Genomic DNA, 22,538 nt, shown 5'->3' with positions numbered 1-22,538 from the left:
ATCGGTTAGACTGCCGGGTACGCGAGTAAGCCGGTGACATTCGGTTGCTCCACATCTTCGCTTTCATGGACCCAGGCAATGGACAACACGCTTGCGCGCTTACGCAGCGGCGTCACCGGACTCGACGAAATCTGTGGCGGCGGCCTCGTGGCAGGCTCGTCCTACATCATTCAGGGTCGCCCTGGCGCGGGCAAAACGATTCTTGCGAATCAGATCGCGTTCGCGCAGGCTCGCCAGGGCCGCAAGGTGCTGTACGTGACGCTGCTGGCCGAGTCGCACGACAGACTGTTCCAGTCGCTCTCGACGCTCGACTTCTACGACGCGCAACGCGTCGGAAACGGCATCACGTACATCAGTCTGTTCCGCACGCTGCGCGAAGAGGGACTCTCGGCGCTGGTCGCCACGCTGCGCACCGAGCTTGCCCGGCAGAAAGCCAGCATTCTCGTGCTCGACGGCCTGCTCAACGCGCGTGAAAGCGGCGAAAGCAATCTCGACGTCAAGACCTTCGTCGCCGAACTCCAGGGACACGCGGCCTTCACCGGCTGTACCGTGCTGTTCCTGACGAGCGCGCGCATCGACGAATCCAGCCCCGAACACACGATGGTCGACGGCGTGCTGCAGATCGAGGAGATCCTCGCTGCGTCGCGCACGGTGCGTCAGATCCGCGTCGCCAAGTCGCGCGGCAGCCGCGCGATGGGCGGGCTGCATCTGTTCGAGATCGGCAATCGCGGCATCGTCGTCTATCCGCGGCTCGAAGTCGCGCTGGGGCTTCCAACCCGGAGCGACCCTGCGCCGCCCTACAGGATCCCCACCGGCATCGACGGACTGGACGCCCGTCTCGGCGGCGGCATTCCGGCAAGTTCGGTCTCCGTTCTCGTGGGCCCGGCCGGCAGCGGCAAGACAACCTTCGGACTGAATTTCCTGCAACTCGGCACGCCCGAGGAACCGGCGGTGCATTTCGGCTTCTACGAAACGCCAAAACGCCTGGAGACCAAAGCGCACGCACTCGGCCTGGACTGGGAGCAACGCTGTTCATCGGGCGCGCTCAAGGTCATCTGGCGGCCGATGACCGAGAACCTGCTCGATAAACTCGCCTACGACCTGCTCGACGTCGTGCGGGCGAGCGGCGCCAAACGTGTTTTCATCGACGGGCTGGCCGGCTTCGAGCGCGCCACCGTGGACCCGCATCGCATGGTCGAGTTCTTCGCGGCGCTCACCAACGAACTGCGCGGTCTGGGCGTCACCACGGTCTGTACCTGGGAAGTGAAGGAACTGTCGGGCCCGTGGATCGAGAATCCGTCGCCGGAAATCCTGAGCCAGCTGGACAACGTGATCGGCATGCAGCATGAACTGGTCGACGGCGTCATGAAGCGGGCCATCGCCGTGCTCAAGGTGCGCGACAGTCTCTTCGACACCACCGTGGCCGAAGTCGGCATTTCCACTTCGGGCAAGGGCGTACACGTGATCGGAACGCTGCCGCTGAGCGACGTCGTCGTCGCAGCGGGGGGGAACATCAAAGCGCGCGGCCGATAGCCGTCGCCGGTCTGCATGTCTACTCTGGTCGTCGTCGATGACGAATCCCTGATTACCGATTCCCTCACGTTTCTCCTGCAAGACGAGGGATATACGGTTCACGCCGCGCCCAACGGAAAAGAGGCGCTGAGCCTGATCGCGCGTGTCCGTCCGGCGCTCGTCGTGACTGATTTCATGATGCCCGTCATGTCGGGCCTGGAGCTTGCGAGGGCCCTTCAGAAAGACGGCCCGGCGATGCCCATCATCCTGTGCAGCGCGGTGCCGCACGCGATCCCGCCGGACGAGGTTCACCGGTTCGCCGCCTTGTTGCGCAAGCCGTGCGCGCCGGCTGACCTGATTGGAGCGGTCGCGCGTTACGTCCAGGTCCCGCGCGGAGCAACGGAATGACGCCGAGCCGAACCATGGAAAAACGGTCCGGACGCCGAAGGCCAGGGTGGCACCTATCGTCGCTATGAGCGCCAAATGACGCGTATCCTTCTCGTTGATGATGAACCGGACTTGCTCGAAGCGTGGAGTTTCGCGCTGGAGCATGTCGGTTACGAGGTCGAACGCGCGAACGGCGCGCAGGAAGCATTGCTCGCGATGCAGCGCCGGCCGTCCAACCTGGTCATCACCGACCTGATGATGCCCGGCATGAACGGCGAGGAACTGAGCCGCGCGCTGCGTCAAAACCCTGAATGGACGCATATTCCGATCGTGCTGCACACGTCGGCTCATGTCGATGCGTCTGCCGGCACGGCGCTATGGAACGCGGTTTTGCGCAAGCCCGCGCGCATGGACGACTTCCTGGCGACCGTCGCCAGACTTTCCGAAGGTGGCTGACGATGCACCGCTTCGAACGCAGCGCTCGCGACAGGCGAAGCCCCTGATGGATCAGGCTACGCGAAAGGACGGTTCGGACGTCTGGGCGGCGGCGGGTGATCTGCGCATCTTCGAACGGCTGCTCGACCCTTACCTGATCCTCGATTCCGACGGCGCGGTCGTCAGCGCGAACGCTGCATGGCGGACGCTGTTCGCGTTCCCTGAAGGCGCGGCGCCGGACGGCCTGCTGGCCGAGCAGCGCCGCAATTGCGAGCATCTGATCGTCAATATCGCGGCCAGTCTGCGGGCCGGGCAACGCCGGTCCTCGCCGGTGTTCCGTCTCGATGGCGGCCAATCCACCGATGAAACCACCGGAAGCACCGCGCCGGCTGCGCGTCATTGGCAGATCTTCGCGCAGCGGGTGCCGGCCACGCAGGACCTTCCGTCCCATGTCGTCCTGCGCTTCGAGGACATGACCGCCCGCACGCTGGCCGGCGAGGGCGAACGGCGCGAGAAGGCGCAGATGCGGTCGAATGCGCGTCTGCGCAAAATCCTCGTGCAGGAGACGCAGAAGCAGCTCGCGGATCACCTCGGCCATTTCGAGGAAGCGCTGGCGTTCGCGGGCGTCGGCGCCTGGGAACTCGATCTGATGGCGGGCACGGTGAAGTGCAGTGAACGATGCCGCCGCGACCTGGGTCAGGTTCACGCCGACGAACTCATGCATGCGTCTTTCCTCGGCGACACCACCGAGCAGTTCGCGGCCCACTGGCGCCTGCTTCAGTCCGGACAGCCTTTCGAGTTCGAGCGTCTTGTGGAAAGGCAGACGGGCCGTCGCTGGGTGCTGGTCCGCGGCATGGCGCGTTTCGATGATGACGTGACCGTGCGCTCGGTGGTGGGCTTCACGCTCGACATCACGGGGCGCAAGGAGCGGGAGATCGAGGCGCATGCCGTCGCGGGCGAAGAGCGCTCGGGGCGCGAGCGGAGCGAGGCGCTGGCGGCCACCATGGACCGCTTCATCGCGGCGGTGAGCCACGAATTGCGCTCGCCGCTGAATGCCATCGTGTCGTGGGCCGAGTTGCTGCAACTCGTCGCGGATCCGAATCACGTCGCCAAGGCCGGCGATGCCATTCGCCGCAACGGACGGCAGTTGTCGAGAATGGTCGATGACCTGCTCGACAGCGGCGCCGTCGTGACCGGCAAGCTCTCGGCAAACCTGAAACCCATCGATATCGGTCCGCTGGTCGCCATCGTGGTCGAGGACATGCGCAAGCTCGCCGAGCACAAGGGCCTGCAACTCGATATCGCGGAACTGGGTTCCTGCGTCGTGCTCGCCGATGAAAACCGCCTCGGACAGGTCGTGTCGAACCTGCTGACCAACGCGATCAAGTTCACCGATGCCGGCAGCGTCACCGTGTCGATGAAGGTGCTCGACGATCACGTCAGCATCCAGGTGCGCGATACCGGGCGCGGCATCGAGCCGGAAGCCCTGCCGCGCATCTTCGACCGCTTCGAACAGATTGCGCCGCGCACCAGCGGGCGCGTCGGCGGGCTGGGACTGGGGCTATGGCTTGCCAGACAGATCGTGGATCTGCACGGCGGCATGCTGGATGGCGCGAGCGACGGCGCCGGCCTCGGCTCGACCTTCACCGTCCGCCTGCCGCTGATGCAGCCCGGCGGCGAATGAAGCTCAGGGCGTAGGCGTTTCAGTACCGTCCCGCAGCGGCCATCAGCGACAGCAATGCCCGTCTGTTCAACTGCATCAGGTGCAGTTGTGAAAGCGCGTCATTCATCCCCATCTTTCCTGACGTCCCCCCATGCGCGACCTGAACTTCAGTTCCTGGCAAACCCTTCTTTCGACGCTCTTCACGCTGGCCGTCGTCACGCTGATCGGCGTCGGTGTCCGCTTGCTGCTGATGCAGACGGTCCAGCAGCGGCGCGAGCGCGCCAACCGGCAGATCAACGAACGGCTGCGTACGCTGATCGCCGCGTACAAGACGCTGGGAGGATCGTTCACCGGCAATCTTGCCGTCGATCCGACCCATCTCAAGGATCTCAGGCGCGCTTCGATGGCCGTGCCGCCCGCCGTCGATGACGCCCTTGCCGCGCTGGATGATTCCGGTGCGGCACGCGATGCTCACGATCCGGGCAAAACGGAAAGGTCGCGGCGCATACGCGACTCGGTGGAGGCCGCGCTGGCCGATATCATCTTGCTCGGCACGGAAGAACAGGTGCGTCTGGCCGCTCATGCCGCGACCGAGATGGTGCAGGGGCGGCCGATTCATACGGCTGAACTCGTGATCTCGCTGCGCGATTTCATCCGCGACGCGCTCGATCTGGATGCGGTGCCTATGACGGTCCGCATTCCGGCACAGGGTCCGGCGCGGCCGTCCGGAGCCAAAGGCAAGCAGGGCGAGGGTCAGGGAGGCAAGGGCGGCGGCGGCGGCGGTGGCGGTGGCGGTGGTGCAGGGCTTGGGGGCGGAGGAGGCGGCATTCCCGGCAGCCATCATACGGACGACACGGATCCGCATCATCCGCAAAACAATTGAAAGGCGGGTCGAAGGCTTGCCAAGTGGGCGCATGTTGAAGCGGGCCACTATCATCTGAGCTGGAGGAAAGGATGGACATCCACTCGATGGGAGGCATCGCGATGAACCGGCAACTGATGACGGCGTTTGCCGCAACGATGCTTCTGGCAGCCTGCGGCTCGGTCGCCCCGGTGACGACGACGGCGCAGAAGGTGCCGCTGACGGGCACGCCAAACAGCGTAGCCGTGCGCGATTCGGACGGCGCCGTGTTCGTCACCGATGACGACAGTAACGGCATCCAGATGACGCAGCATATCGGCGAAGCGGAAGCGCCCGCGTTTTCGCCCTACGCGCGCCTGCCGGCGGCGGACGGTCAGCGCGTGAGCCTGAGCCAGATCGCGTTTGCGCCGAACGGGCATCTGCTGGTTGAGCGCTTCGGCTTTGGTTCGTCAAGCGCCGTATTCGATGTCGCACCGAGCGGTCAGGTCAACCTCGCGTCCGACACGAATGCCGCGCGACGTCGCCTGGGTCTGCTGGTGCTCGATGGCGGCACGTTCCTGTCGAGCTGGTTTTCGAAGGAAGGCGACGCGCCCGCGACGGGCGGCGTCAGCATCATCACGCGCGGCGCGGCGCCACGGCAGGTGATCGAGCAGGATATCGTCACGGGCCTGAAGAAGCCGGTCGGACTCGCGCTGGCCGGCGACACGCTCTATATCAGCGATCAGGCCGCGAACCGCATCTACCGGGTGGATTTGCCGGCGGCGCGCACCGCCGACGCGCCGCTTGCGGCCAGCGATGTCTTCGCGACCGTCGAAGCGCCCGACCTGCTGGCCGCGGCGCCCGACGGCACGCTCTACACGAAATGCGGCGCGCACGCCGTCTGCAGCTTCTCGAAGCGCGGCCGCCCCACCGTCATCGCCGACGATCTGGACGCGCCGCGCGGCGTCGCCGTGGACGTGGCGCGCAAGCGGCTGGTCGCGGTGGATCGCTCGACTTCGCCCAGCCGGCCGAGCGCCCTCCGCGTGCTGCCGCTCAGGTAACCACCGCGCTCAGCGCGGCGACGACCAGCCCTTGTAGTTACCGACGTTCTCACGCGTGATGAGCGTGGAGGGCATCAGGATCATCGTGCTGCTGGGCTTCTTGCCGTTCATCAGGTCGTAGCCGACGCTCACCGCCTGCTGCGCCATCGACCACGGGTCCTGGCTCGCGGACGCCTGGATCATGGTGTCGGATTTGAGCGCGGATTCGATGTCGGGCGCGCCGTCCACCGACGTAATCACAATGTTGTTGCGATGCAATTGCTTGGCCGCCAGATCCGTGCCGATGGCTTGCGGATCGTTGATCGCGAACACGCCGTCGAGTTTCGGGAAGCGCGTCAGATAACCCTGCATCGCGTTCATGCCGCCTTCGCGCGAGCCCTTCGCGTCCTGATCGTCGGACAGGACCTTGATGCCCGGGTTCTTCGCAAACACGCTCTTGCAGCCGTTCACCCGGTCGATCACCGCCGATACCTGCGGCCCGTTCTCGATCACCACGTTGCCCTTGCCGTTCAGCTTCTTCGCGAGGAAGTCGCACGCGAGTTCTCCGGCCTGCACGTTGTTGGTCTGCACGGTGGCATCGGCGCCGGCCGCCGCGACGTCCACCGCGACCACGACGATACCCGCCGCCTTGGCCTTCTTCACGGCTGGCTCGATCGCCTTCGGATCCACGGCATTGATGAGGATCATGTCCACATGCGCCGAGATGAAATTGTCGATCTGCGTGAACTGCTTGTTCATGTCGTAATCCGCCGACACGGCTGTTATCTTCGCGGCCGGATTGATGGCCTTGGCTTTCGCTTCCGCGCCTTTCGAAATCGTCACGAAGTACGGGTTGCCGAGCGAACCGACCGTGACGCCGATCGATTTCAGTTGCTTGTCGGCGGCATGGGCCGAGATCGACAGGCCGATTCCCAGGGCGAGTGCGACGCCGGCGAACAGCGGGGTGTGCTTGCGCATGGTGTTGTCTCCAGGTTGGTCCGTTCGTGTTTGAGTCGGGCGCAAGCGGACCCTGCGAGCGCCCGGATGGAGGATAAGAGAGTTGATCAGGTGCGGGCCGAGCCGCGCTGGCGGTAACGGTCGAGCGCGACGGCGCCGATGATCACCAGGCCCTTGATGATGTACTGCCAGATGTCCGACACGCCGAGCAGCACGAGACCGTTGGACAGCACCGCGATGATGAGCGCGCCCACCAGCGTGCCGACAATCGACCCGACGCCGCCGACGACGCTCGTCCCGCCGAGAATCACGGCGGCGATCGCATCGAGTTCATAGGACTGGCCGAGTTGCAGGCCGTTCGCCGCGTACAAACGCGCCGCCGACATCACCGCGCCGAGTCCCGCGAGCAGGCCGGAGATCGCGTAGACGAACAGCTCGATGCCCCACACCTTGATGCCCGAGAGCCGCGCCGCTTCCGGATTGCCGCCGACCGAATAGATGCGCAGGCCGAGCACGGTGCGCCGCAGGATGAACCACGAGATGATGACCACGGCAATCGCGATGATGACGAGCCAGGGCACGCCGAACAGCGAATCGTTGCCGATGAACGCGAACGACAGTTGCGGATTGAAGATGGTCGTATCGTGTCCGATGAGCCGCGCGATGCCGCGCACGGCGGTCAGCGAGCCGAGCGTCACGATGAACGGCGGCAGCTTGAGCAGCGCGATCAGCAGCCCGTTGACGACGCCGAAGCCCAGTCCGACCGCAAGCGCCGCCGGAATGCCGAGCCAGCCCAGGCCCGGCAGGTTCGAGGCAAGCAGCGCGGTGACGGCGGCCGCCGAAAGCACCGAGCCCACGGACAAGTCGATACCGCCCGTCAGGATCACGAAGGTCATGCCGGCTGCGAGTACGATGTTGATCGACGCCTGCTGCGTGACGATCGACAGGTTCTGGAGGCTGAAGAAGCCGTCCGTCACAATGCCGAAGCCGATGCACAGCAGGATCAGCACCGGCAGCATGCCCGCCGTGCGCATCAGCACCTGCATGCGTTCCTTGTGCTCGATGCGCGTCTGCCGTTCTGCCGGGTTGTCCGCCTTGGAAGCCGGCGCGGTGTCGTGGGGTTTCGTCGTGTTAGCCATGTCTCTCTCCAGTCCAGATAGGCTCAAGCCGCCTGGCCGAGCGCGGCCTTCGAGCCGGTCGCCAGTTCGATGATGCTTTCCTGTGAAATCGGCTTGCCGGAATGGCCGCCGAGTTCGCCCGCAATCTCGCCTTCGCGCATCACGAGCACGCGATCCGCAACGCCGATCACTTCCGGCAGTTCACTCGAAATCACGATGATCCCGACGCCCGAGCGCGCCAGATCGTTGATGATCCGGTAGATCTCCGACTTGGCGCCGATGTCCACGCCGCGCGTCGGCTCGTCGAGGATCAGGACTTCGGGTTTCGTCTCCAGCAGGCGCGACAGCAGCACCTTCTGCTGGTTGCCGCCCGACAGCGCGCCGACGTTCACCCGCATGTTCGGCACGCGGATCGTGAGCGCGGCGATGGCGTCCTTCGCGCGCGAGTTGCCGCGCGGCAGGTCCATCACGCCCATCTTTGCGTCGCGCCCGGCGATCGTGATGTTGATGTTGTCGCGCACGCTCATGTCGAGGAACAGGCCCTGATGCTTGCGGTCCTCGGTGAGATAGACGAGACCGGCGTCGATCGCATCGCGCGGCGTGCGCAGCTTCAGCGGCTTGCCGTGCATCGTCACGTCGCCGCGCACGGCCGGCTCCGCGCCGAAGATCAGACGCGCGAACTCGGTGCGCCCCGCGCCGACCAGCCCCGCGATGCCCAGCACCTCACCCGCGTGCAGGTCGAGACTGCAACCGCGCACGCGCTTGCCATCGGCGAGATCGCGCACGGAGAGCACCACGTTGCCGGGATCGTAGGCCGCGTGTTCCTTCTTGTAGAAGCCCGAGATGTCGCGTCCCACCATCATCTTCACGAGGCTTTCGGCGGACAGTTCCTCGCGCATCAGCGTGCCGACATAGGAGCCGTCGCGCAGCACGGACACGCGGTCGGAGAGTTCATAGATCTCCGCCATCCGGTGACTGATATAGATGATCGCGATGCCTTCCTCGCGCAGCTGGCGCACGAGCGCGAACAGGCGGTCGGTTTCGCGCGAGGACAGCGGCGTGGTCGGCTCGTCCATCACGAGAATGCGCGCCTGCGCATGCACGGCGCGCGCGATCTCGACCAGCTGACGTTCCGCAATCGACAGATCGCCCACCAGCGTATGCGGCCTGAAGTTGGCGCCGAGCCGCGTGAGCACGTCGGCGCAGCCGCGCTCCATGCCCGCGCGATCCACCAGACGGCCGCGCCGCAGCTCGCGCCCCGCGTAGATGTTCTCGGCGACCGAGAGATTCGGCGCGAGGCTCAGTTCCTGATAGATCACCGCGACGCCGAGCGAGCGCGCGGCGAGCGGACCGTCGATCGTGACGGGTGCGCCGTCGATCAGGATCTGGCCGCCCGCATCGGCCTGATAGGCGCCGGACAGAATCTTCATCAGCGTGGATTTGCCCGCGCCGTTTTCGCCCATCAGCGAATGCACTTCGCCGGGATAGACCGAGAGCCGCACGTCGTTGAGCGCGCGGACGCCGGGGAAAGTCTTGCTGATGCCGCGCATTTCGAGAAGCGGCGGCCGGCTGGATACGTCATGCGGCATGGTTCACCTCTTGCGGTTTGATGCCCGCGTGGCGGATCGCCGCGCGCGGTGAGAAGTTGAAGAACAGCGGCAGCGTGGCCGCACCGATCGCACCCGCATCCGGGCCGAAGGTGCCGCGCACGAGCGTCGGGGTGCCGCGCGCTTCGGGCGCGTTGGCGGCGAGCGTCGCGGCCAGGCGCGCGACGAGCTTGTCGAGCAGGCCGCCGTCGATGTCGGAATCGATCACGACCATCGGCACATCGAGCACGCAGAGCGTGGCGCGCAATGCGGGCGCGAGCGCCTCGATGCAGTCGTCGATCCATTCGTCGACGGCGGGCAGAGCACGCTCGATGCACGATTGAAGATCGACGCGGTTGTCGGCGGCCGCGCCGCAGTAGCTGAGATGCCGCACCAGCGCATTCAGCGATGCGCGCGACAGCAGGATGTCCCACTGGCCGGCCGGCTGCGGCGCGGACGGCAGGCGGCTCGGCGGCACCGGAATCACGCCGATGTCGCCCGCATTGCCCGAGGCGCCGCGCAGGCAGTCGCCATGAATCGCGATGCCGCCGCCGATCGCCGAGCCGAGGAACAGATAGACGAAATCGTCGCAGCGGCGGCCGTGGCCGTAGAACAGTTCGGCGGTGGCGGCGGCGTTGCCGTCGTTCTCGCTGAAGACGGGCAGGGAGAGCGCGCGGCCGAGTTCGTCGGCGAAGTCGATTTCGTCCCAGGCGCGGAAGGTGTCGGCGGGCAGCGTGAGTTCGCGCAGCCAGCTGCCGAGATTGAACGGCTGCGCCACGCCGATGCCCGTCAGACGCTCGCGCTCTGCCTCGCTCAGCAGCGAGAGCATCTTGCCGACGTCGCGCTGCACGATCTTCAGCACCGTGGACGGATGCGGCAGGACGGAATCGAGCGCGCTGCGGGCGAGCACGTCGCCGGCGAAATTGACGAGCACCGTCTCGATGCCCGTGCGGTCCAGCCGCACGCCGATCCCGAATGCGCCGCGCGGATCGAGCCGCAGCAGCGACGCCGGCTGGCCGCGCTGGCCTCCGAGACGGCGTCCCGAATATTCGATCAGACCCGATTGCTGGAGCGAATCGACGATGCTGCCGACAGCCGTGCTGGTCAGGTTCGCGTGACGCGCGAGGTCGGCCTTCGACGCGGGTTCGGTACGCCTGAGCGCCTGCAGCAGCAGGCGCTCGTTGTACCGGCGCACGTTCGCGGAGTTGCTTCCTTTGCCGCTCGGGGATTTCACTCGATGTCTCCGTCAGAGGGCCATCTTGGCGTGGCCATTAATTAAATCAAGTTGGTTGATTTAATGCCGCCGGCGAAGCGAAGTAAAGGAGGGAAATCCCGGAGGGGGTTTTAAGCGTTCCTTTCAGTGGCGTCGCGAGTCTCGCGCGGTGCCAAGGCACGCGGAGCTTGCTTGCAAAGGGCTTTCCGGCATCGACAGCGAGACGCTGACCGTTGTGCTATCGTCGGCGACACTTTTTCGATGTCGCGGACGCGCTCGCGCTGCGGCCCAACTTCGTCGCCATCATGTTTTCGATCTCCCCGACCAGTCACGCCAGCAAGGCGGCCCAATACGACGACCTGCTTCAGCAAGCCCGCGCACTCGTCAGCGACGAACCGGACTTCATCGCCAATGCAGCGAATTTCTCGGCGCTGCTGTATCACTCGCTGCCGGATCTGAACTGGGCCGGCTTCTATCTCTTCGACGGCACGGAACTCGTCGTCGGTCCGTTTCAGGGCAAGCCGGCTTGTGTGCGCATTGCGCTCGGACGCGGCGTGTGCGGCACGGCGGCGCAGCAGCGCCGGACCCAGGTCGTGCCCGATGTGCATGCGTTTCCCGGCCACATTGCTTGCGATGCGGCGTCGCGTTCCGAGATCGTCGTGCCCTTGATTGCCGCCGATGGCACGCTGATCGGCGTATGGGATGTGGATAGTCCCGTGCCCAACCGCTTCGACGACGAAGACGCGCTCGGCATGGAAGCGCTGTGCAGGGCCTTTGTCTCGCTGGCCTGGAAGAACCGCGCGGCGCCTTGAACCTCGGAGGCCTCATGTCGATGCCCGATGCAAGCGCCGGAAACGGCGTCGAGACGATGGCGAGCGCGCACGGCGCACTCGCCACTGCCGACAAGCTCGAAGCACTGATCCGCGCACGCGGGCTGATGCTGTTCGCGCGCATCGACTTCAGCGGCGACGCCGCGCGCGCCGGCCTCGCGATGCCGCCCAGCCAGTTGCTCGTGTTCGGCAATCCGCAGGCTGGCACGCCGCTGATGCAGGCCGTTCCCACCGCCGCGCTCGACCTGCCGCTCAAGGTGCTGGCCTGGGAGGATGCGCAGGGCGGCTCGTGGCTTTCCTGGAACGCAACCGACTATCTGCGCGCGCGCCATGGGCTCGATGCCGGCCTGATGCAACCTGTCAGCGGCCTGCCCGCGCTCGTGGAGGCGGCGGCGCGCTGAGTCGAAAGGCCCGCGTCGCTGCGGGACTTGGCCAGAGCGCGGACGGCTGCGTCTACAATGAGGCGATCCATCGGCCTCACTCTTTCATTTCATGACGAGCCTTGTCCGCCGCCGCCTGCTCGCCGCCTGCGCTCTCAGCGCATGCGGTCTGGCGCGCGGACGCGATGCGCTCGCCGCGACCGACACGGCGACCATCGCGCTGGTGATGAAGTCGCTGGAAGACCCGTTCGTCATGTCGATGATCGAAGGCGCAAAGAACTACCAGCGTCACTTCGCATCGCAACTCAATCTGGAAACGCGCGGCACGGACACGGACAACGACGTCGCCGGACAGATCCGCATCGTCGAGTCGCTGATCGATGCGAAGGCGAATGCCATCGTCATCGCGCCGGCGGATTCCCGGGCGTTGCTGCCGGTGACGGCGAGGGCCATCGTGGAGGGCATCATCGTGATCGCGATCGACAATCCTTTCGACGAACGCGCGCAGGACGACGCGAAAGTCGTGATTCCGTTCGTCGGGCCGGACAGCCGGCGCGGGGCGAAGCTCGTCGGCACGTATCTCGCGTCGAAGCTGAAGCCGGGCGATGAAGTGGGGATCATCGAAGGCCCTTCGAACGACCGCAATTCGCAGCAGCGCTCGGCGGGTTTCAAGGACGCGATGAACGCGGCAGGCATGCGGGTGAGCGCCATTGACGGCGGTGACTGGAACGCCGCAAGCGGCAAGGTCGCCGCGCTGCAGATTCTGTCGGGGCATCCGATGGTGCGCGGCCTGATGTGCGCCAACGACAACATCGCGATGGGCGCGATCGATGCACTGCGCATCGCGGGCAAGAAGGGCCGGGTGCTCGTGACGGGCTACAACAACATCGAGGCCGTCCAGCCGATGCTCGAGGACGGCCGCCTGCTCGCTACCGTGGAGCAGTTCGGCGCGAGGCAGGCGGTATTCGGCGTAGATGTCGCGGTGAAAGCGCTGCTGGAAAAACGCAGGCAGCGGGATCTTTCGCCCTATATGGAGACGCCGGTGCAACTCGTGACCAAGGGACAGCCGAAGGGGTTTCGGCTGGGGGCGTCGTGAGGGGTTTAAGAGTAGTCGCGTAGCGCGCGTGGTGGCGTCCGCGTAATGTCTTCGATGAATTCATCGGGAAGACTGTCACCATGCGGAAGCATTTCGCGGCTTGCGTTCTCTTCCTGTTCGTTGCGGGCAATTGCCGCGCCGAGCCTGTCGCGCCGGTTTTCGCGGACTATCCAATGGTGGTCGAACCGTCATCTCGACCGATCAAACCCAAACCCAAACTGAACTCTAGTCAGAGCCGCCGCTACGCAACGCAGATCAGCACAGCCGCCAGAGGCAAGATCAACTTCGCGGGTCACCACATCCTTGCGGAATGGGGCTGCGGCGCGGGTTGCGTGATGGCTGCCGCAATCGATTCGAACACGGGAAAGGTCGTGATGCTGCCCTTCACCGTGTCCGACTGGCCACTGGATATCACCGAGCCGCTTGCCTATCGAAAAGACAGTGCGCTGCTGACCGTGCATGGCAGCCGGAACGAGCAGGGGCGAGGCACCTACTACTATCGTTTCGACAGCTCAGCTTTTACACCCATCAAGACAACAGACTCCCTCAACCCCCCGCTGCCCCCATCAACCCCCGCGCGGCGAGACTCTGATACAGCGCCCTGACGCCGAACGTCCACGGTTCGATTTCCGTCGAAAGCCTGACCGTATTCACCAGCGCACCGAGACTCGGCGTCGAGATGGTCACGACATCGCCGAGATGATGCGTGAAGCCGCCGCCCTGCGTGTCGCGGTCCTTGATCGGCGAGAACATCGTGCCGAGGAACAGCATGAAGCCGTCCGGATACTGATGGTGCGCGCCATGCGTCTGCTTCACCAGATCCGCCGGATCGCGGCTGATTTCGCTCATGTGGCTCACGCCTTCCAGCACGAAGCCGTCGTCCGCGCCTTCGATGCGCAGCGACACGCTCGTCTGGCGCACTGAATCGAGCGTGAAGCGTCCGTCGAACAGGCGCACGAACGGACCGATCGCGCACGACGCATTGTTGTCCTTCGCCTTGCCGAGCAGCAGCGCGCTGCGGCCTTCGATGTCGCGCAGATTCACATCGTTGCCGAGCGCCGCGCCGACGATCTCACCACGCGCATTCACGGCCAACACGATCTCCGGCTCAGGATTGTTCCATTGCGATGTCGGATACAGCCCGACTTCCGCCGCGAAACCGACCGACGACATCGGCTGCGACTTCGAGAACACTTCGGCATCAGGCCCGATGCCCACTTCCATGTATTGCGACCACGCGCCGCGACGTTCGAGTTCGGCCTTCAACTTGGCCGCGCCTTCCGAACCCGGCTTGATCTTCGACAGATCGGCGCCGATCAGCGTATTGATGGTGTCGCGCACTTCCTGCGCCTTGCTGGCGTCGCCGCCCGCGTGTTCCTCGATGACGCGCTCCAGCAAACTCACCGCGAAGGTCACGCCGCATGCCTTCACCGCCTGCACATCGCACGGGGCGAGTAGCCGCACGCTGTCGGGCGTGGCATCGAGCGTCGCTTGCAGCAGGTCTTGCACATTGCCGAGATGCTCGCCTTCCGCATGGCGGGCAATGTCGATCATCTCGGGGTGATCGAAGAGATCGGCGGTAGTCGGCGCGGCGCGCGTGATGTCGAACACTTCGCCCTGACGCACCGCCACGACGCTCGGCCCGTTCACGGGTGCGGGACGCCAGACGCGGCCGATCAATACGGCATCGGCGAAATCTTCGGGCAGACAGGAGGTCACGGTGACGGTTTGCATGGCTTTGCCTGACAGGCTGAAAAAGGAAAACCGATCGTAGCCCGCACCACCCCGAAGTGTCCATTGGGTTGATTGTTTATCCAACCTGTTGGAAACTGTGTGCCCTGAATCGGCCACACCGCAGCATGGAAAAAACCTACGATGTCCCTGCGCTGCGGCGCGCGAGCGACATTCTCGAAGCCCTCGCGGCCGCTGCGAAGCCGGTGCGCGCCGCGACGCTCGCGGAACGGACGGGGCTGTCGCGCAGCACGCTCTACCTGATGCTGGAAACGCTCGCGCGCATGCAATGGATCGAGAAGCGCGACGATGGCTATGTGATCGGCGTCGGCCTGTTCGAGCTCGGCAATGCCTACGTGCGCCATGACACGCTGCAGGCGGCGTTCCGCGAAGGCGCGGGCGCGTTCATCCACCAGCATAACGAGGTCGTGCAGCTCGCCGTGCTCGACGGCATCCATGTCGTGTATGTGGCGCGCGAAGATGCGCATCGGCCGGTGCGGCTCGTGTCGGATCCCGGTTCGCGCCTGCCCGCGCATTGCTGCGCGCTCGGCAAGGCGCTGCTGGCGGGACTAACCGATGAAGCCGTCATCGAACGCCTGCCCGAACGGCTCGAAGCCGTCACGCCGCGCACCATCACGCGACGTACTGCCTTGCTCCGCGAACTTGCCGCCATCCGCACGAGCGGTCTGGCCGTCGAACGCGAGGAAGTCGCCGAAGGGCTCGCGTGCTTCGCCGCCTATGTCGGGATGACGCCGGCCGGCAAACGCATCGCCGTGTCGACGAGCGTGCCCATCGGCCGGCTCGATGCGAAGCGCGAGCGGCGTATCTGCATCGGCATCGTGCAGCTCGCAACGCAACTGCGCGGCACGCTCTGACGCGCTTGCATCGCGAACGCTACATCACGCTTTCCGCGTGCGTCGCCAGATGTGACGCGATCAGCACGTTGCATTTCACGTGCGCACGGACGACATCGCGCAGCCGCTGGTCGCCATGACTCCAGCCGATGTCCGCCTCGCCGCCGAGCACGATCAGGTCCGCGCCCAGTTCCGTCGACGCCTTCGCGATTGTCTCGCCCAGATTCGCGTTGAGCGGCAAGGTGAGCGTGAACGCGCTGCCCTCGATGCCCGCCTCGTTGATCCGCCGCATGCAATGCCGCGCGACGGCGCGGGCGTGCTGGTCGATGACCGCCAGGGTTTCCGCCGTGCTGCAATCCGCGGTCACGACGGCCCACCACGGCGTCTGATCGACGACGTGCATCGCGGTCAGGCGCGCGTTGGATTCGCGTGCGCAGTGGATCGCGGCCGTGAGGGCGGTATCGCTGAGGCTGGTGCCGACGGCTACGAGAATGTGCTTGTACATGGTGCATCTCCGGTCGAGTACAGGCGCCATCCTGTGCCACGAGACTTAGAGCGAGATGAGCGCTCATGCCGCCAGGCCGCTGAAAGTTTTACTCACAGGCTTAAAAAGCCGCGCGCCCATGTGCGTCCGGACAGGCAGAACAATTCCGTGCCAAGCCGCACGCACGTTCGCTCCGCGCCGGATCGACGCGCTTTCGCGCGGCAAGGGAACGGCGCTTGCTCAACGACACCGCCACGGAGGGCTGGCGCGGGTAGTCCTGTGCCCGCTGGCCATCGACGTGATTGCACGCGCAGGTCCACCCAGCGGTTCCGCCCGGCATTCGTCCGGGATTCAGCGCCGAGTTTCGACACCGAGTGAGCGGCAATGCCAGATTCAGACGATACCCAGAACCCAGCACGCAACGGCCCGCATGCCGACGACACAGGCGAAGCCAAGCCACGCCTGAAAGCCAAGTCGAACGGCAAGAGTAATGACGGCAATGACAAGGGCGACGAGAAAAACGGCGACGAGAAAAGCGGCGACGAAAAGAACGGCCGCAAGAAGCCCGGCAAGAAGCCGTTGATCATTCTCGGCGTCGCCGTGGTGGTGATCGCGATAGGCGCATTCATCTGGTGGTTCATGACGCGCAACCAGCAAAGCACCGACGACGCCTATACCGATGGCGACGCCGTCACCATCGCGCCAAAGGTATCGGGCTATGTCGTGGAAATGAACATCAACGACAACCAGTTCGTCCACAAAGGCGATCTGCTCATCAAGATCGATCCGCGCGACTATCAGGCGCAACTCGATCAGGCCAATGCATCGCTGGGCCTCGCCCAGGCGCAACTGCACGCCCAGGAAACCCAGCTCGAAGTCGCGCGCGTGCAGTACCCGGCGCAACTCGCCCAGGCGCAGGCGCAGGAACAGACGGCGCGCGCCAATCTCGCGCAGGCCAGCGCCGCATACGACCGTCAGAAGACGGTGGATGTCCGCGCGACGTCGCAGCAGAACATCGACACAGCCACCGCGCAACAAAAGAGCGCGCAGGCGAACGTCGCGCAGGCGCGGGCGCAAGTGCGTACCGCCGCGCTCGTGCCGCAGCAGATCGCGACCGTGATTGCCGCTGTCGAAGAAAGACGCCAGCAGGTGCGTCAGGCGGAAGCGCAGGTCGAATCCGCGCAGCTGAACCTCTCGTACACGGAACTGCGCGCCCCGTCCGACGGCTGGATCACCAAGCGCAACGTGCAGTACGGCACCTTCCTCCAGGCGGGCACGTCGATCTTCACGCTCGTCACGACGCGCTTCTGGGTGACGGCCAACTTCAAGGAATCGCAGCTCGACCGCATGCAGCCCGGCGACAAGGTCGATATCGAAGTGGACGCCTATCCGGACATGAAGCTGCACGGCCACGTGGACAGTGTGCAGCTCGGCAGCGGCTCGCGCTTTTCCGCGTTCCCCGCCGAGAACGCCACCGGCAACTTCGTGAAGATCGTGCAGCGTGTGCCGGTGAAGATCGTCATCGACGATGGCCTGAAGCCGGGCGCGCCGCTGCCGCTCGGGCTGTCCGTGGTGCCGACCGTGATGCTCAAGCATTGACGCCATGAGCGATACCACCGCAGAACACGACCACAGCGGCTGGAAGCCCCGGTCGAATCCATGGCTGATTGCCGTCGTCGTCACGCTCGCGGCGTTCATGGAAGTGCTCGACACGACCATCGTCAACGTCGCGCTGCCGCACATCTCGGGCACGATGTCCGCGAGCTACGACGAATCCACCTGGACGCTCACGTCCTATCTCGTCGCGAACGGCATCGTGCTGCCGCTGTCCGCCTATTTCTCGAAGATCCTCGGGCGCAAGCGCTACTTCCTGATCTGCATCGGCGCGTTCACGGTGTGCTCGTTCATGTGCGGCGTCGCGACCAATCTCGGCGAGCTGATCGTCTTCCGCATTTTGCAAGGCTTCTTCGGCGGCGGCCTGCAGCCGAGCCAGCAATCGATCATCCTCGACACCTTCCCGCCCGAACAGCGCGGCCGCGCGTTTTCGATCTCGGCGGTGGCGATCGTCGTCGCGCCGGTGCTCGGGCCGACGCTCGGCGGCTGGATCACAGACAACTTCACGTGGCGCTGGGTGTTCCTCATCAACGTGCCGGTGGGCGTGCTGACCACTTTCGCGGTCATGCAGTTCGTCGAGGATCCGCCGTGGGAGAAGCGTCAGGACCCGAAGAAAGTGGGCATCGACGTAATAGGCATCAGCCTGATCGCGCTGGGTCTAGGCTGTCTGCAAGTGTTCCTCGATCGCGGCGAGGACGACGACTGGTTCTCGTCGAACTTCATCGTGCTGTTCGCGGTGCTTGCGGCGGTGGGCATCATCGGCGCGACGGTCTGGCTGCTGTACGCGAAGAAACCCGTGGTGGACCTGCGCGTGATGAAGGACCGCAACTTCGCGCTGGGCTCGGCGGCGATCTTCGGCTTTGCGTCGGTGCTGTACGGCAGCGCCGTGCTGATTCCGCAGCTTGCCCAACAGCAGCTCGGCTATACCGCGACGCTCGCGGGCCTCGTGCTGTCGCCCGGGGCGATCTGCATCGTGTTTCTGATTCCAGTAGTAAGCAAGCTGATGAACGTGATACAGACGCGCTTTCTCGTCGCGTTCGGCTTCTTCCTGATGGGCTGCGCGCTGCTCTATTCGCATCATCTCGTGCCCAACGTCGACTATGTGACGCTGACCAAGATGCGCAGCGCGCAGTCGATAGGGATCGGCTTCCTGTTCGTGCCCGTGACGACGCTCGCCTATCTCTCCCTGCCCAAGTCGCTCAACAACGACGCCTCCGCGCTGTTCACGATGTTCCGCAACGTGGCGGGGTCCATCGGCATATCGCTCGCCACAGCGGCGATCCGCGAGCGCACGCAGGCCAACATGGCGCACATGGTCGAACACCTGACACCGTTGAACCAACCTTATACGGACTCCGTCAATCGCATCGCCCGCACGCTGATGGACACGGGACAGTCGATGTCGCAGGCCATGACCGCCGCCACCGGACAGATGTACAAGACCCTTGTTTCGCAGGCGACCATCCTCGCCTATCTCGACGTATTCCTCGCGTGCGCCATCTTCTCGTTCATGTTCATTCCGTTGTCGTTGTTCTTTTCACCGGTCAAGGCGTCCGGTCAGGCGGGAGGACATTGAAATGAAGCCGCGTCTTCTTGCTCTCTTGCCGGCGCTCTTGCTGGGCGCATGCGCAGTGGGCCCGGATTTCAAGGCCCCGACCGCCGATACCCCCGCCGACTGGAACGACATGCAGCGCGTGCAGAACGCGCCGAACGATCCGCGCGCGCCGCATGCGGATGCGCCTTCGGTGGCGCAGACCTCGGCGGATCCCGATCCGCGCTGGTGGAAGCAGTTTCACGATCCGATGCTCGACTCGCTGATCGAGCGCGCCGTCGCCGGGAACCTCGACTTGCAGGCCGCGGTGCTGCGCATCACGGAAGCGCGCGAACAGTCGATTGCGGCGGGCGCGGCCGGTCTGCCGCAGATCGGCGCGAACGCGAGCGTCAAGCGCGAGCAGCTCGGCGTGAAAGGCTTCCTCGAATCGCAGGGCGTCTACGATCAGATCAACAACATCGGCGGCAGCAATGGCGCGCAGATCCGCCAGGGACTCGACTCGGCGACGCAGCCCACCACGCTTTATCAATACGGCTTCGATGCGTCGTGGGAACTGGACTTGTTCGGGCGCGTGCGGCGCTCGGTGGAATCCGCCGATGCCCAGACACAGGCGCAGATCGAGAGCCGCAACGACGCGCTGGTGTCGCTCGAATCGGAAGTGGCGCGCACTTACGCGCAATTGCGCGGCGCGCAGGCGATCAAGCGGATCACGCTGGCCGAGATCGACGCCGAACAGCAGATTCTCGATCTCACGCGCGAGCAGGCGCGCGTCGGCCTGACGAGCCAGCAGGACGTGCAGAGCGCGAGTGCGCAGGTCGGCACGCTCCAGGCGCAACTGCCGACGCTCGATGCGCAGATCGCGCAGGCCATGAACGGCCTTGCCGTGCTGAGCGGCAGTCCGCCCGGCACGCTCGACGCCGAACTCGCCGATACCACCGGCAGCGCAGCCGTGCCGCCGGTGCCGCCCACCGTGCCGGTCGGCTTGCCGTCGACGCTTGCGCGGCGGCGTCCGGACATTCGCCGTGCCGAGGCGCAGTTGCACGCGGCCACGGCGGAAGTGGGCGTCGCGGTGGCGCAGTTGTATCCGGATATCTCGCTGACCGGACAGGTCGGCATGCGCGCCTCGAAGGCCAATTACCTCGCTCACTGGTCGAGCCTGTTCTGGTCGGTGGGGCCGAGCATCTCGCTGCCGATTTTCGAGGGCGGCCAGTTGCGGGCGAACGTGCGCGTCGCCAAGGCCGAAGCGGGCGCGGCGGCGCTGCAATACCGGCAGACGGTGCTGAGCGCGTTGCAGGACGTCGATAACGCGCTGGTCAACTATCGCACCGAGCAGGACCGGCGCGCGGCGCTGGTGCGCACCGTCGAGGCCAACCGCATCAGCCTGCAACTTGCGACGGACAGCTATCGCAAGGGGCTGACGGCGTTCGTGACCGTGCTCGATGCCGAGCGCCAGCTTGCCCAGACACGCGAGCAACTGGCGCAATCGACGGTGAACGTGACGACGAATCTCATCGCCGTGTACAAGTCGCTCGGTGGCGGCTGGCAGGAGGACGCCGCCGCGACCGCGCAGAACTAGCGCCTGCGCTTCTTCCAGGCGTAGTCCGCGGGTGGGTCAGCGGCGCCCGGCTTGCCCACCGACTGCGGATTCTCGCTGCACAGCGTGATGAAGCTCAGGTCATCGCCATCGGCCTGGCGCTTTCTCAGCGCTTCGGCAAAGCGCAACGCCTCGGCGAGCGAAGCGGGATCGAAACGCCGGAAGCGCGCCGCGCCTTCGGCATCCGGATTGCCGTCGAGCCAGTAGACGACGAACATCGACTCTCCTCACGTTTTGGGACGCACGTCCGCACGGTTCCGGCGAACGCGCGCAAGGCCGATGCAAAAGCTGCACGAAGTGCGTGCATCGGCGCGTCGAGCCGGCCAGCGGGTATTCCCGGAGTGTAACGTTGGCGAGGCGCATGGCGTCTGCTTCAACGCTTGTCGCTTCGGGCAGGGAACGAGGGTTGCTTTCTGATTCGCTCGTTCCGAGGCCATCAAGATGCAACGACCCGTTCCTGTTCCGCATCAATCGCTCTGGCAGATGCCAATGCGCGCGACGGCTCCCGACGAGCCGCGCGTGCTGATCGCCGACGACGATCCCGACGCCACGCGCGCAATCGCGCTTGCGCTCGAGGACGCCGACTTCTCCGTGCGCGCGGTGCACACAGGGCTCGATGCGGTTTCGCTGGCGCGCAAGTGGCGGCCAGGCGTGGTGCTGCTCGATCTGTCGATGCCGCTCGGCGACGGCTGGGAGGCGGCGGAAGCGATTCGCGCCATCGACATCACGATGCTGCTGATCGCGCATACCGGGCGCGCCAATCCGGACGACTGGTCGCGCGCCCAGCGCACCGGCTTCAACGGCTACTTCCTGAAGCCGGCGGAACTCGACCGCATGATCGAGGTGATCCGGACGTATTTCTCCGCGCAAGGCGACGACAGTGCAGCCGTGCTTTTGCGCGGCTGACAGGCGGAGAATCAGGCGTCCGGATGCTTGCGCGAGGTATCGACGAGCCGGAGCACGGGGCGCTCAGTGTCGGATTCGGCGTGCGCTTTGAGGATCTCTTCCCAGTACTGGCAATAGCCCGCCCAGAAAGGCATTTGGGTGTGCGCCGAGGCCGCTGCCGGCAGGGCTTCGGGCAGCATGCGGCGCAGACGTCGAATCTCCCCATGCTTCCATTGCAGCAGCGCGCGACGATGCCCGCGGCGCGGCGTGCCCAGCGCATTCATCTCCGCCAGCGCGTCCGCCAGGCCTTCCGCGGGCCGCGACGCCATGCGCGTCAGCACGCTCGTCTGCGGGCTCGGACCGCGTTCATGACAGATGATCGCGCCAATCTGCCCGAGGATGTACATAACCTTCGCCAACGGCACTGCGGAATGGAGTGGCATGGGGGCTCTCAGCTTTATCGTTATTGGTCTTCGCGCGTGGCAGCACGAAGCGGTCGACGCCCGGCCGGCAGATCTCCAGCCGCGACGCTTTTACAAGATACCGCACTGAGATTAATCCGAAATGATGATCGACAAAATCCACAAACGGAAACGCAGGCGCATTTGTCGCGCGAAGATGGCCTTGACGGCGTTATTTTCGCGTGCTGCCGGGAGCTCGTTCAGACGCGGTTTGCTAGGGATCACGAAACAAACCACACAGCGTGATGCAGAGGGCGGCATTGAACCATCCGCGTGCACGGCCTGGCGAATCGTGTTACACATTG

At 65.2% G+C, this 22,538-nt stretch carries 23 protein-coding genes; 15 read left to right on the top strand and 8 right to left on the bottom strand.

Annotated elements, in window-relative coordinates:
- Nucleotides 1–78: 78 nt before the first annotated feature.
- The 6 genes from QCE62_RS27265 to QCE62_RS27240 all read left to right on the top strand — a co-directional run bounded on the left by QCE62_RS27265 (nt 79) and on the right by QCE62_RS27240 (nt 5,899).
- Complete coding sequence (locus tag QCE62_RS27265) at nt 79–1,533, top strand: ATPase domain-containing protein (protein WP_309925200.1); 1,455 nt, start codon at nt 79–81, stop codon at nt 1,531–1,533.
- A 15-nt stretch (nt 1,534–1,548) separates the two neighbouring features.
- Nucleotides 1,549–1,920, top strand: coding sequence for a response regulator (locus QCE62_RS27260; protein ID WP_309925198.1), 372 nt, complete (start codon nt 1,549–1,551; stop codon nt 1,918–1,920).
- A gap of 75 nt (nt 1,921–1,995) precedes the next feature.
- Nucleotides 1,996–2,355, top strand: coding sequence for a response regulator (locus QCE62_RS27255; protein ID WP_309925197.1), 360 nt, complete (start codon nt 1,996–1,998; stop codon nt 2,353–2,355).
- Between the two features lie 46 nt (nt 2,356–2,401).
- Nucleotides 2,402–4,018: a HAMP domain-containing sensor histidine kinase gene (locus QCE62_RS27250; RefSeq protein WP_309925195.1), complete on the top strand. Its 1,617-nt coding sequence runs from the start codon at nt 2,402–2,404 to the stop codon at nt 4,016–4,018.
- Between the two features lie 130 nt (nt 4,019–4,148).
- Nucleotides 4,149–4,880, top strand: coding sequence for a hypothetical protein (locus tag QCE62_RS27245; protein ID WP_309925192.1), 732 nt, complete (start codon nt 4,149–4,151; stop codon nt 4,878–4,880).
- A 71-nt stretch (nt 4,881–4,951) separates the two neighbouring features.
- The gene (locus QCE62_RS27240) at nt 4,952–5,899 is read left to right on the top strand and encodes a hypothetical protein (protein ID WP_309925190.1); all 948 of its coding nucleotides are present in this window, start codon (nt 4,952–4,954) and stop codon (nt 5,897–5,899) included.
- A gap of 9 nt (nt 5,900–5,908) precedes the next feature.
- Here QCE62_RS27240 and QCE62_RS27235 read toward each other — a convergent pair whose 3' ends face one another.
- The 4 genes from QCE62_RS27235 to QCE62_RS27220 form a co-directional block, all read right to left on the bottom strand.
- Nucleotides 5,909–6,856 (bottom strand): ABC transporter substrate-binding protein, encoded by a 948-nt coding sequence (locus QCE62_RS27235; protein WP_309925188.1) that lies wholly within the window; start codon nt 6,854–6,856, stop codon nt 5,909–5,911.
- Nucleotides 6,857–6,942: 86 nt separating this feature from the next.
- Complete coding sequence (locus tag QCE62_RS27230; RefSeq protein WP_309925186.1) at nt 6,943–7,974, bottom strand: ABC transporter permease subunit; 1,032 nt, start codon at nt 7,972–7,974, stop codon at nt 6,943–6,945.
- A gap of 23 nt (nt 7,975–7,997) precedes the next feature.
- Nucleotides 7,998–9,542 carry a sugar ABC transporter ATP-binding protein gene (locus tag QCE62_RS27225; RefSeq protein ID WP_309925185.1) on the bottom strand — a complete coding sequence of 515 codons (1,545 nt, stop codon included), beginning with the start codon at nt 9,540–9,542 and terminating at the stop codon, nt 7,998–8,000.
- The gene (locus tag QCE62_RS27220) at nt 9,532–10,773 is read right to left on the bottom strand and encodes an ROK family transcriptional regulator (RefSeq protein WP_309925183.1); all 1,242 of its coding nucleotides are present in this window, start codon (nt 10,771–10,773) and stop codon (nt 9,532–9,534) included. The genes QCE62_RS27225 and QCE62_RS27220 overlap by 11 nt, the downstream gene beginning before the upstream one ends.
- A gap of 284 nt (nt 10,774–11,057) precedes the next feature.
- Between QCE62_RS27220 and QCE62_RS27215 the strand changes: the two genes are divergently transcribed.
- The 4 genes from QCE62_RS27215 to QCE62_RS27200 all read left to right on the top strand — a co-directional run bounded on the left by QCE62_RS27215 (nt 11,058) and on the right by QCE62_RS27200 (nt 13,663).
- On the top strand, nt 11,058–11,564 hold the full coding sequence (locus QCE62_RS27215; RefSeq protein ID WP_309925182.1) for a GAF domain-containing protein: 507 nt from the start codon (nt 11,058–11,060) through the stop codon (nt 11,562–11,564).
- A 14-nt stretch (nt 11,565–11,578) separates the two neighbouring features.
- On the top strand, nt 11,579–11,983 hold the full coding sequence (locus QCE62_RS27210) for a DUF302 domain-containing protein (RefSeq protein ID WP_309925180.1): 405 nt from the start codon (nt 11,579–11,581) through the stop codon (nt 11,981–11,983).
- A 91-nt stretch (nt 11,984–12,074) separates the two neighbouring features.
- Complete coding sequence (locus tag QCE62_RS27205; RefSeq protein ID WP_309925179.1) at nt 12,075–13,058, top strand: substrate-binding domain-containing protein; 984 nt, start codon at nt 12,075–12,077, stop codon at nt 13,056–13,058.
- A gap of 80 nt (nt 13,059–13,138) precedes the next feature.
- Complete coding sequence (locus QCE62_RS27200) at nt 13,139–13,663, top strand: hypothetical protein (RefSeq protein WP_309925178.1); 525 nt, start codon at nt 13,139–13,141, stop codon at nt 13,661–13,663.
- Here the strand turns inward: QCE62_RS27200 and QCE62_RS27195 are convergent.
- Nucleotides 13,605–14,792, bottom strand: coding sequence for a fumarylacetoacetate hydrolase family protein (locus QCE62_RS27195; protein ID WP_309925176.1), 1,188 nt, complete (start codon nt 14,790–14,792; stop codon nt 13,605–13,607). The genes QCE62_RS27200 and QCE62_RS27195 overlap by 59 nt on opposite strands.
- 125 nt (nt 14,793–14,917) lie before the next feature.
- Between QCE62_RS27195 and QCE62_RS27190 the strand changes: the two genes are divergently transcribed.
- Entirely contained in the window at nt 14,918–15,664 is a 747-nt protein-coding gene (locus QCE62_RS27190; RefSeq protein WP_309925175.1) for an IclR family transcriptional regulator, read from the top strand.
- A 19-nt stretch (nt 15,665–15,683) separates the two neighbouring features.
- Here the strand turns inward: QCE62_RS27190 and QCE62_RS27185 are convergent, their stop codons facing one another.
- Complete coding sequence (locus QCE62_RS27185) at nt 15,684–16,148, bottom strand: universal stress protein (protein WP_309925173.1); 465 nt, start codon at nt 16,146–16,148, stop codon at nt 15,684–15,686.
- A gap of 363 nt (nt 16,149–16,511) precedes the next feature.
- Here QCE62_RS27185 and QCE62_RS27180 point away from each other — a divergent pair, with 363 nt between their 5' ends.
- The 3 genes from QCE62_RS27180 to QCE62_RS27170 are packed head-to-tail and all read left to right on the top strand — an operon-like array spanning nt 16,512 to nt 20,869.
- The gene (locus QCE62_RS27180) at nt 16,512–17,726 is read left to right on the top strand and encodes an HlyD family efflux transporter periplasmic adaptor subunit (protein ID WP_309925172.1); all 1,215 of its coding nucleotides are present in this window, start codon (nt 16,512–16,514) and stop codon (nt 17,724–17,726) included.
- A gap of 4 nt (nt 17,727–17,730) precedes the next feature.
- Complete coding sequence (locus tag QCE62_RS27175) at nt 17,731–19,317, top strand: DHA2 family efflux MFS transporter permease subunit (RefSeq protein ID WP_309925170.1); 1,587 nt, start codon at nt 17,731–17,733, stop codon at nt 19,315–19,317.
- 1 nt (nt 19,318) lies between these two features.
- Nucleotides 19,319–20,869, top strand: coding sequence for an efflux transporter outer membrane subunit (locus QCE62_RS27170; RefSeq protein WP_309925168.1), 1,551 nt, complete (start codon nt 19,319–19,321; stop codon nt 20,867–20,869).
- On the opposite strand, the gene QCE62_RS27165 is transcribed toward QCE62_RS27170, so the two are convergent.
- Nucleotides 20,866–21,105: a hypothetical protein gene (locus QCE62_RS27165; protein WP_309925166.1), complete on the bottom strand. Its 240-nt coding sequence runs from the start codon at nt 21,103–21,105 to the stop codon at nt 20,866–20,868. The two genes, QCE62_RS27170 and QCE62_RS27165, sit on opposite strands and share 4 nt — an antisense overlap.
- A 271-nt stretch (nt 21,106–21,376) precedes the next feature.
- Between QCE62_RS27165 and QCE62_RS27160 the strand changes: the two genes are divergently transcribed.
- A complete protein-coding gene (locus tag QCE62_RS27160; RefSeq protein WP_309925165.1) occupies nt 21,377–21,793 on the top strand; it encodes a response regulator in 417 nt (138 codons plus the stop codon).
- A gap of 11 nt (nt 21,794–21,804) precedes the next feature.
- Here QCE62_RS27160 and QCE62_RS27155 read toward each other — a convergent pair whose 3' ends face one another.
- On the bottom strand, nt 21,805–22,215 hold the full coding sequence (locus QCE62_RS27155; RefSeq protein ID WP_309925161.1) for a hypothetical protein: 411 nt from the start codon (nt 22,213–22,215) through the stop codon (nt 21,805–21,807).
- Nucleotides 22,216–22,538: the final 323 nt, after the last annotated feature.

Origin of the sequence: Caballeronia sp. LZ033 (assembly GCF_031451265.1) — a bacterium.
Taxonomy (GTDB): domain Bacteria; phylum Pseudomonadota; class Gammaproteobacteria; order Burkholderiales; family Burkholderiaceae; genus Caballeronia.
This window is presented reverse-complemented; position numbering and strand designations above follow the sequence as displayed.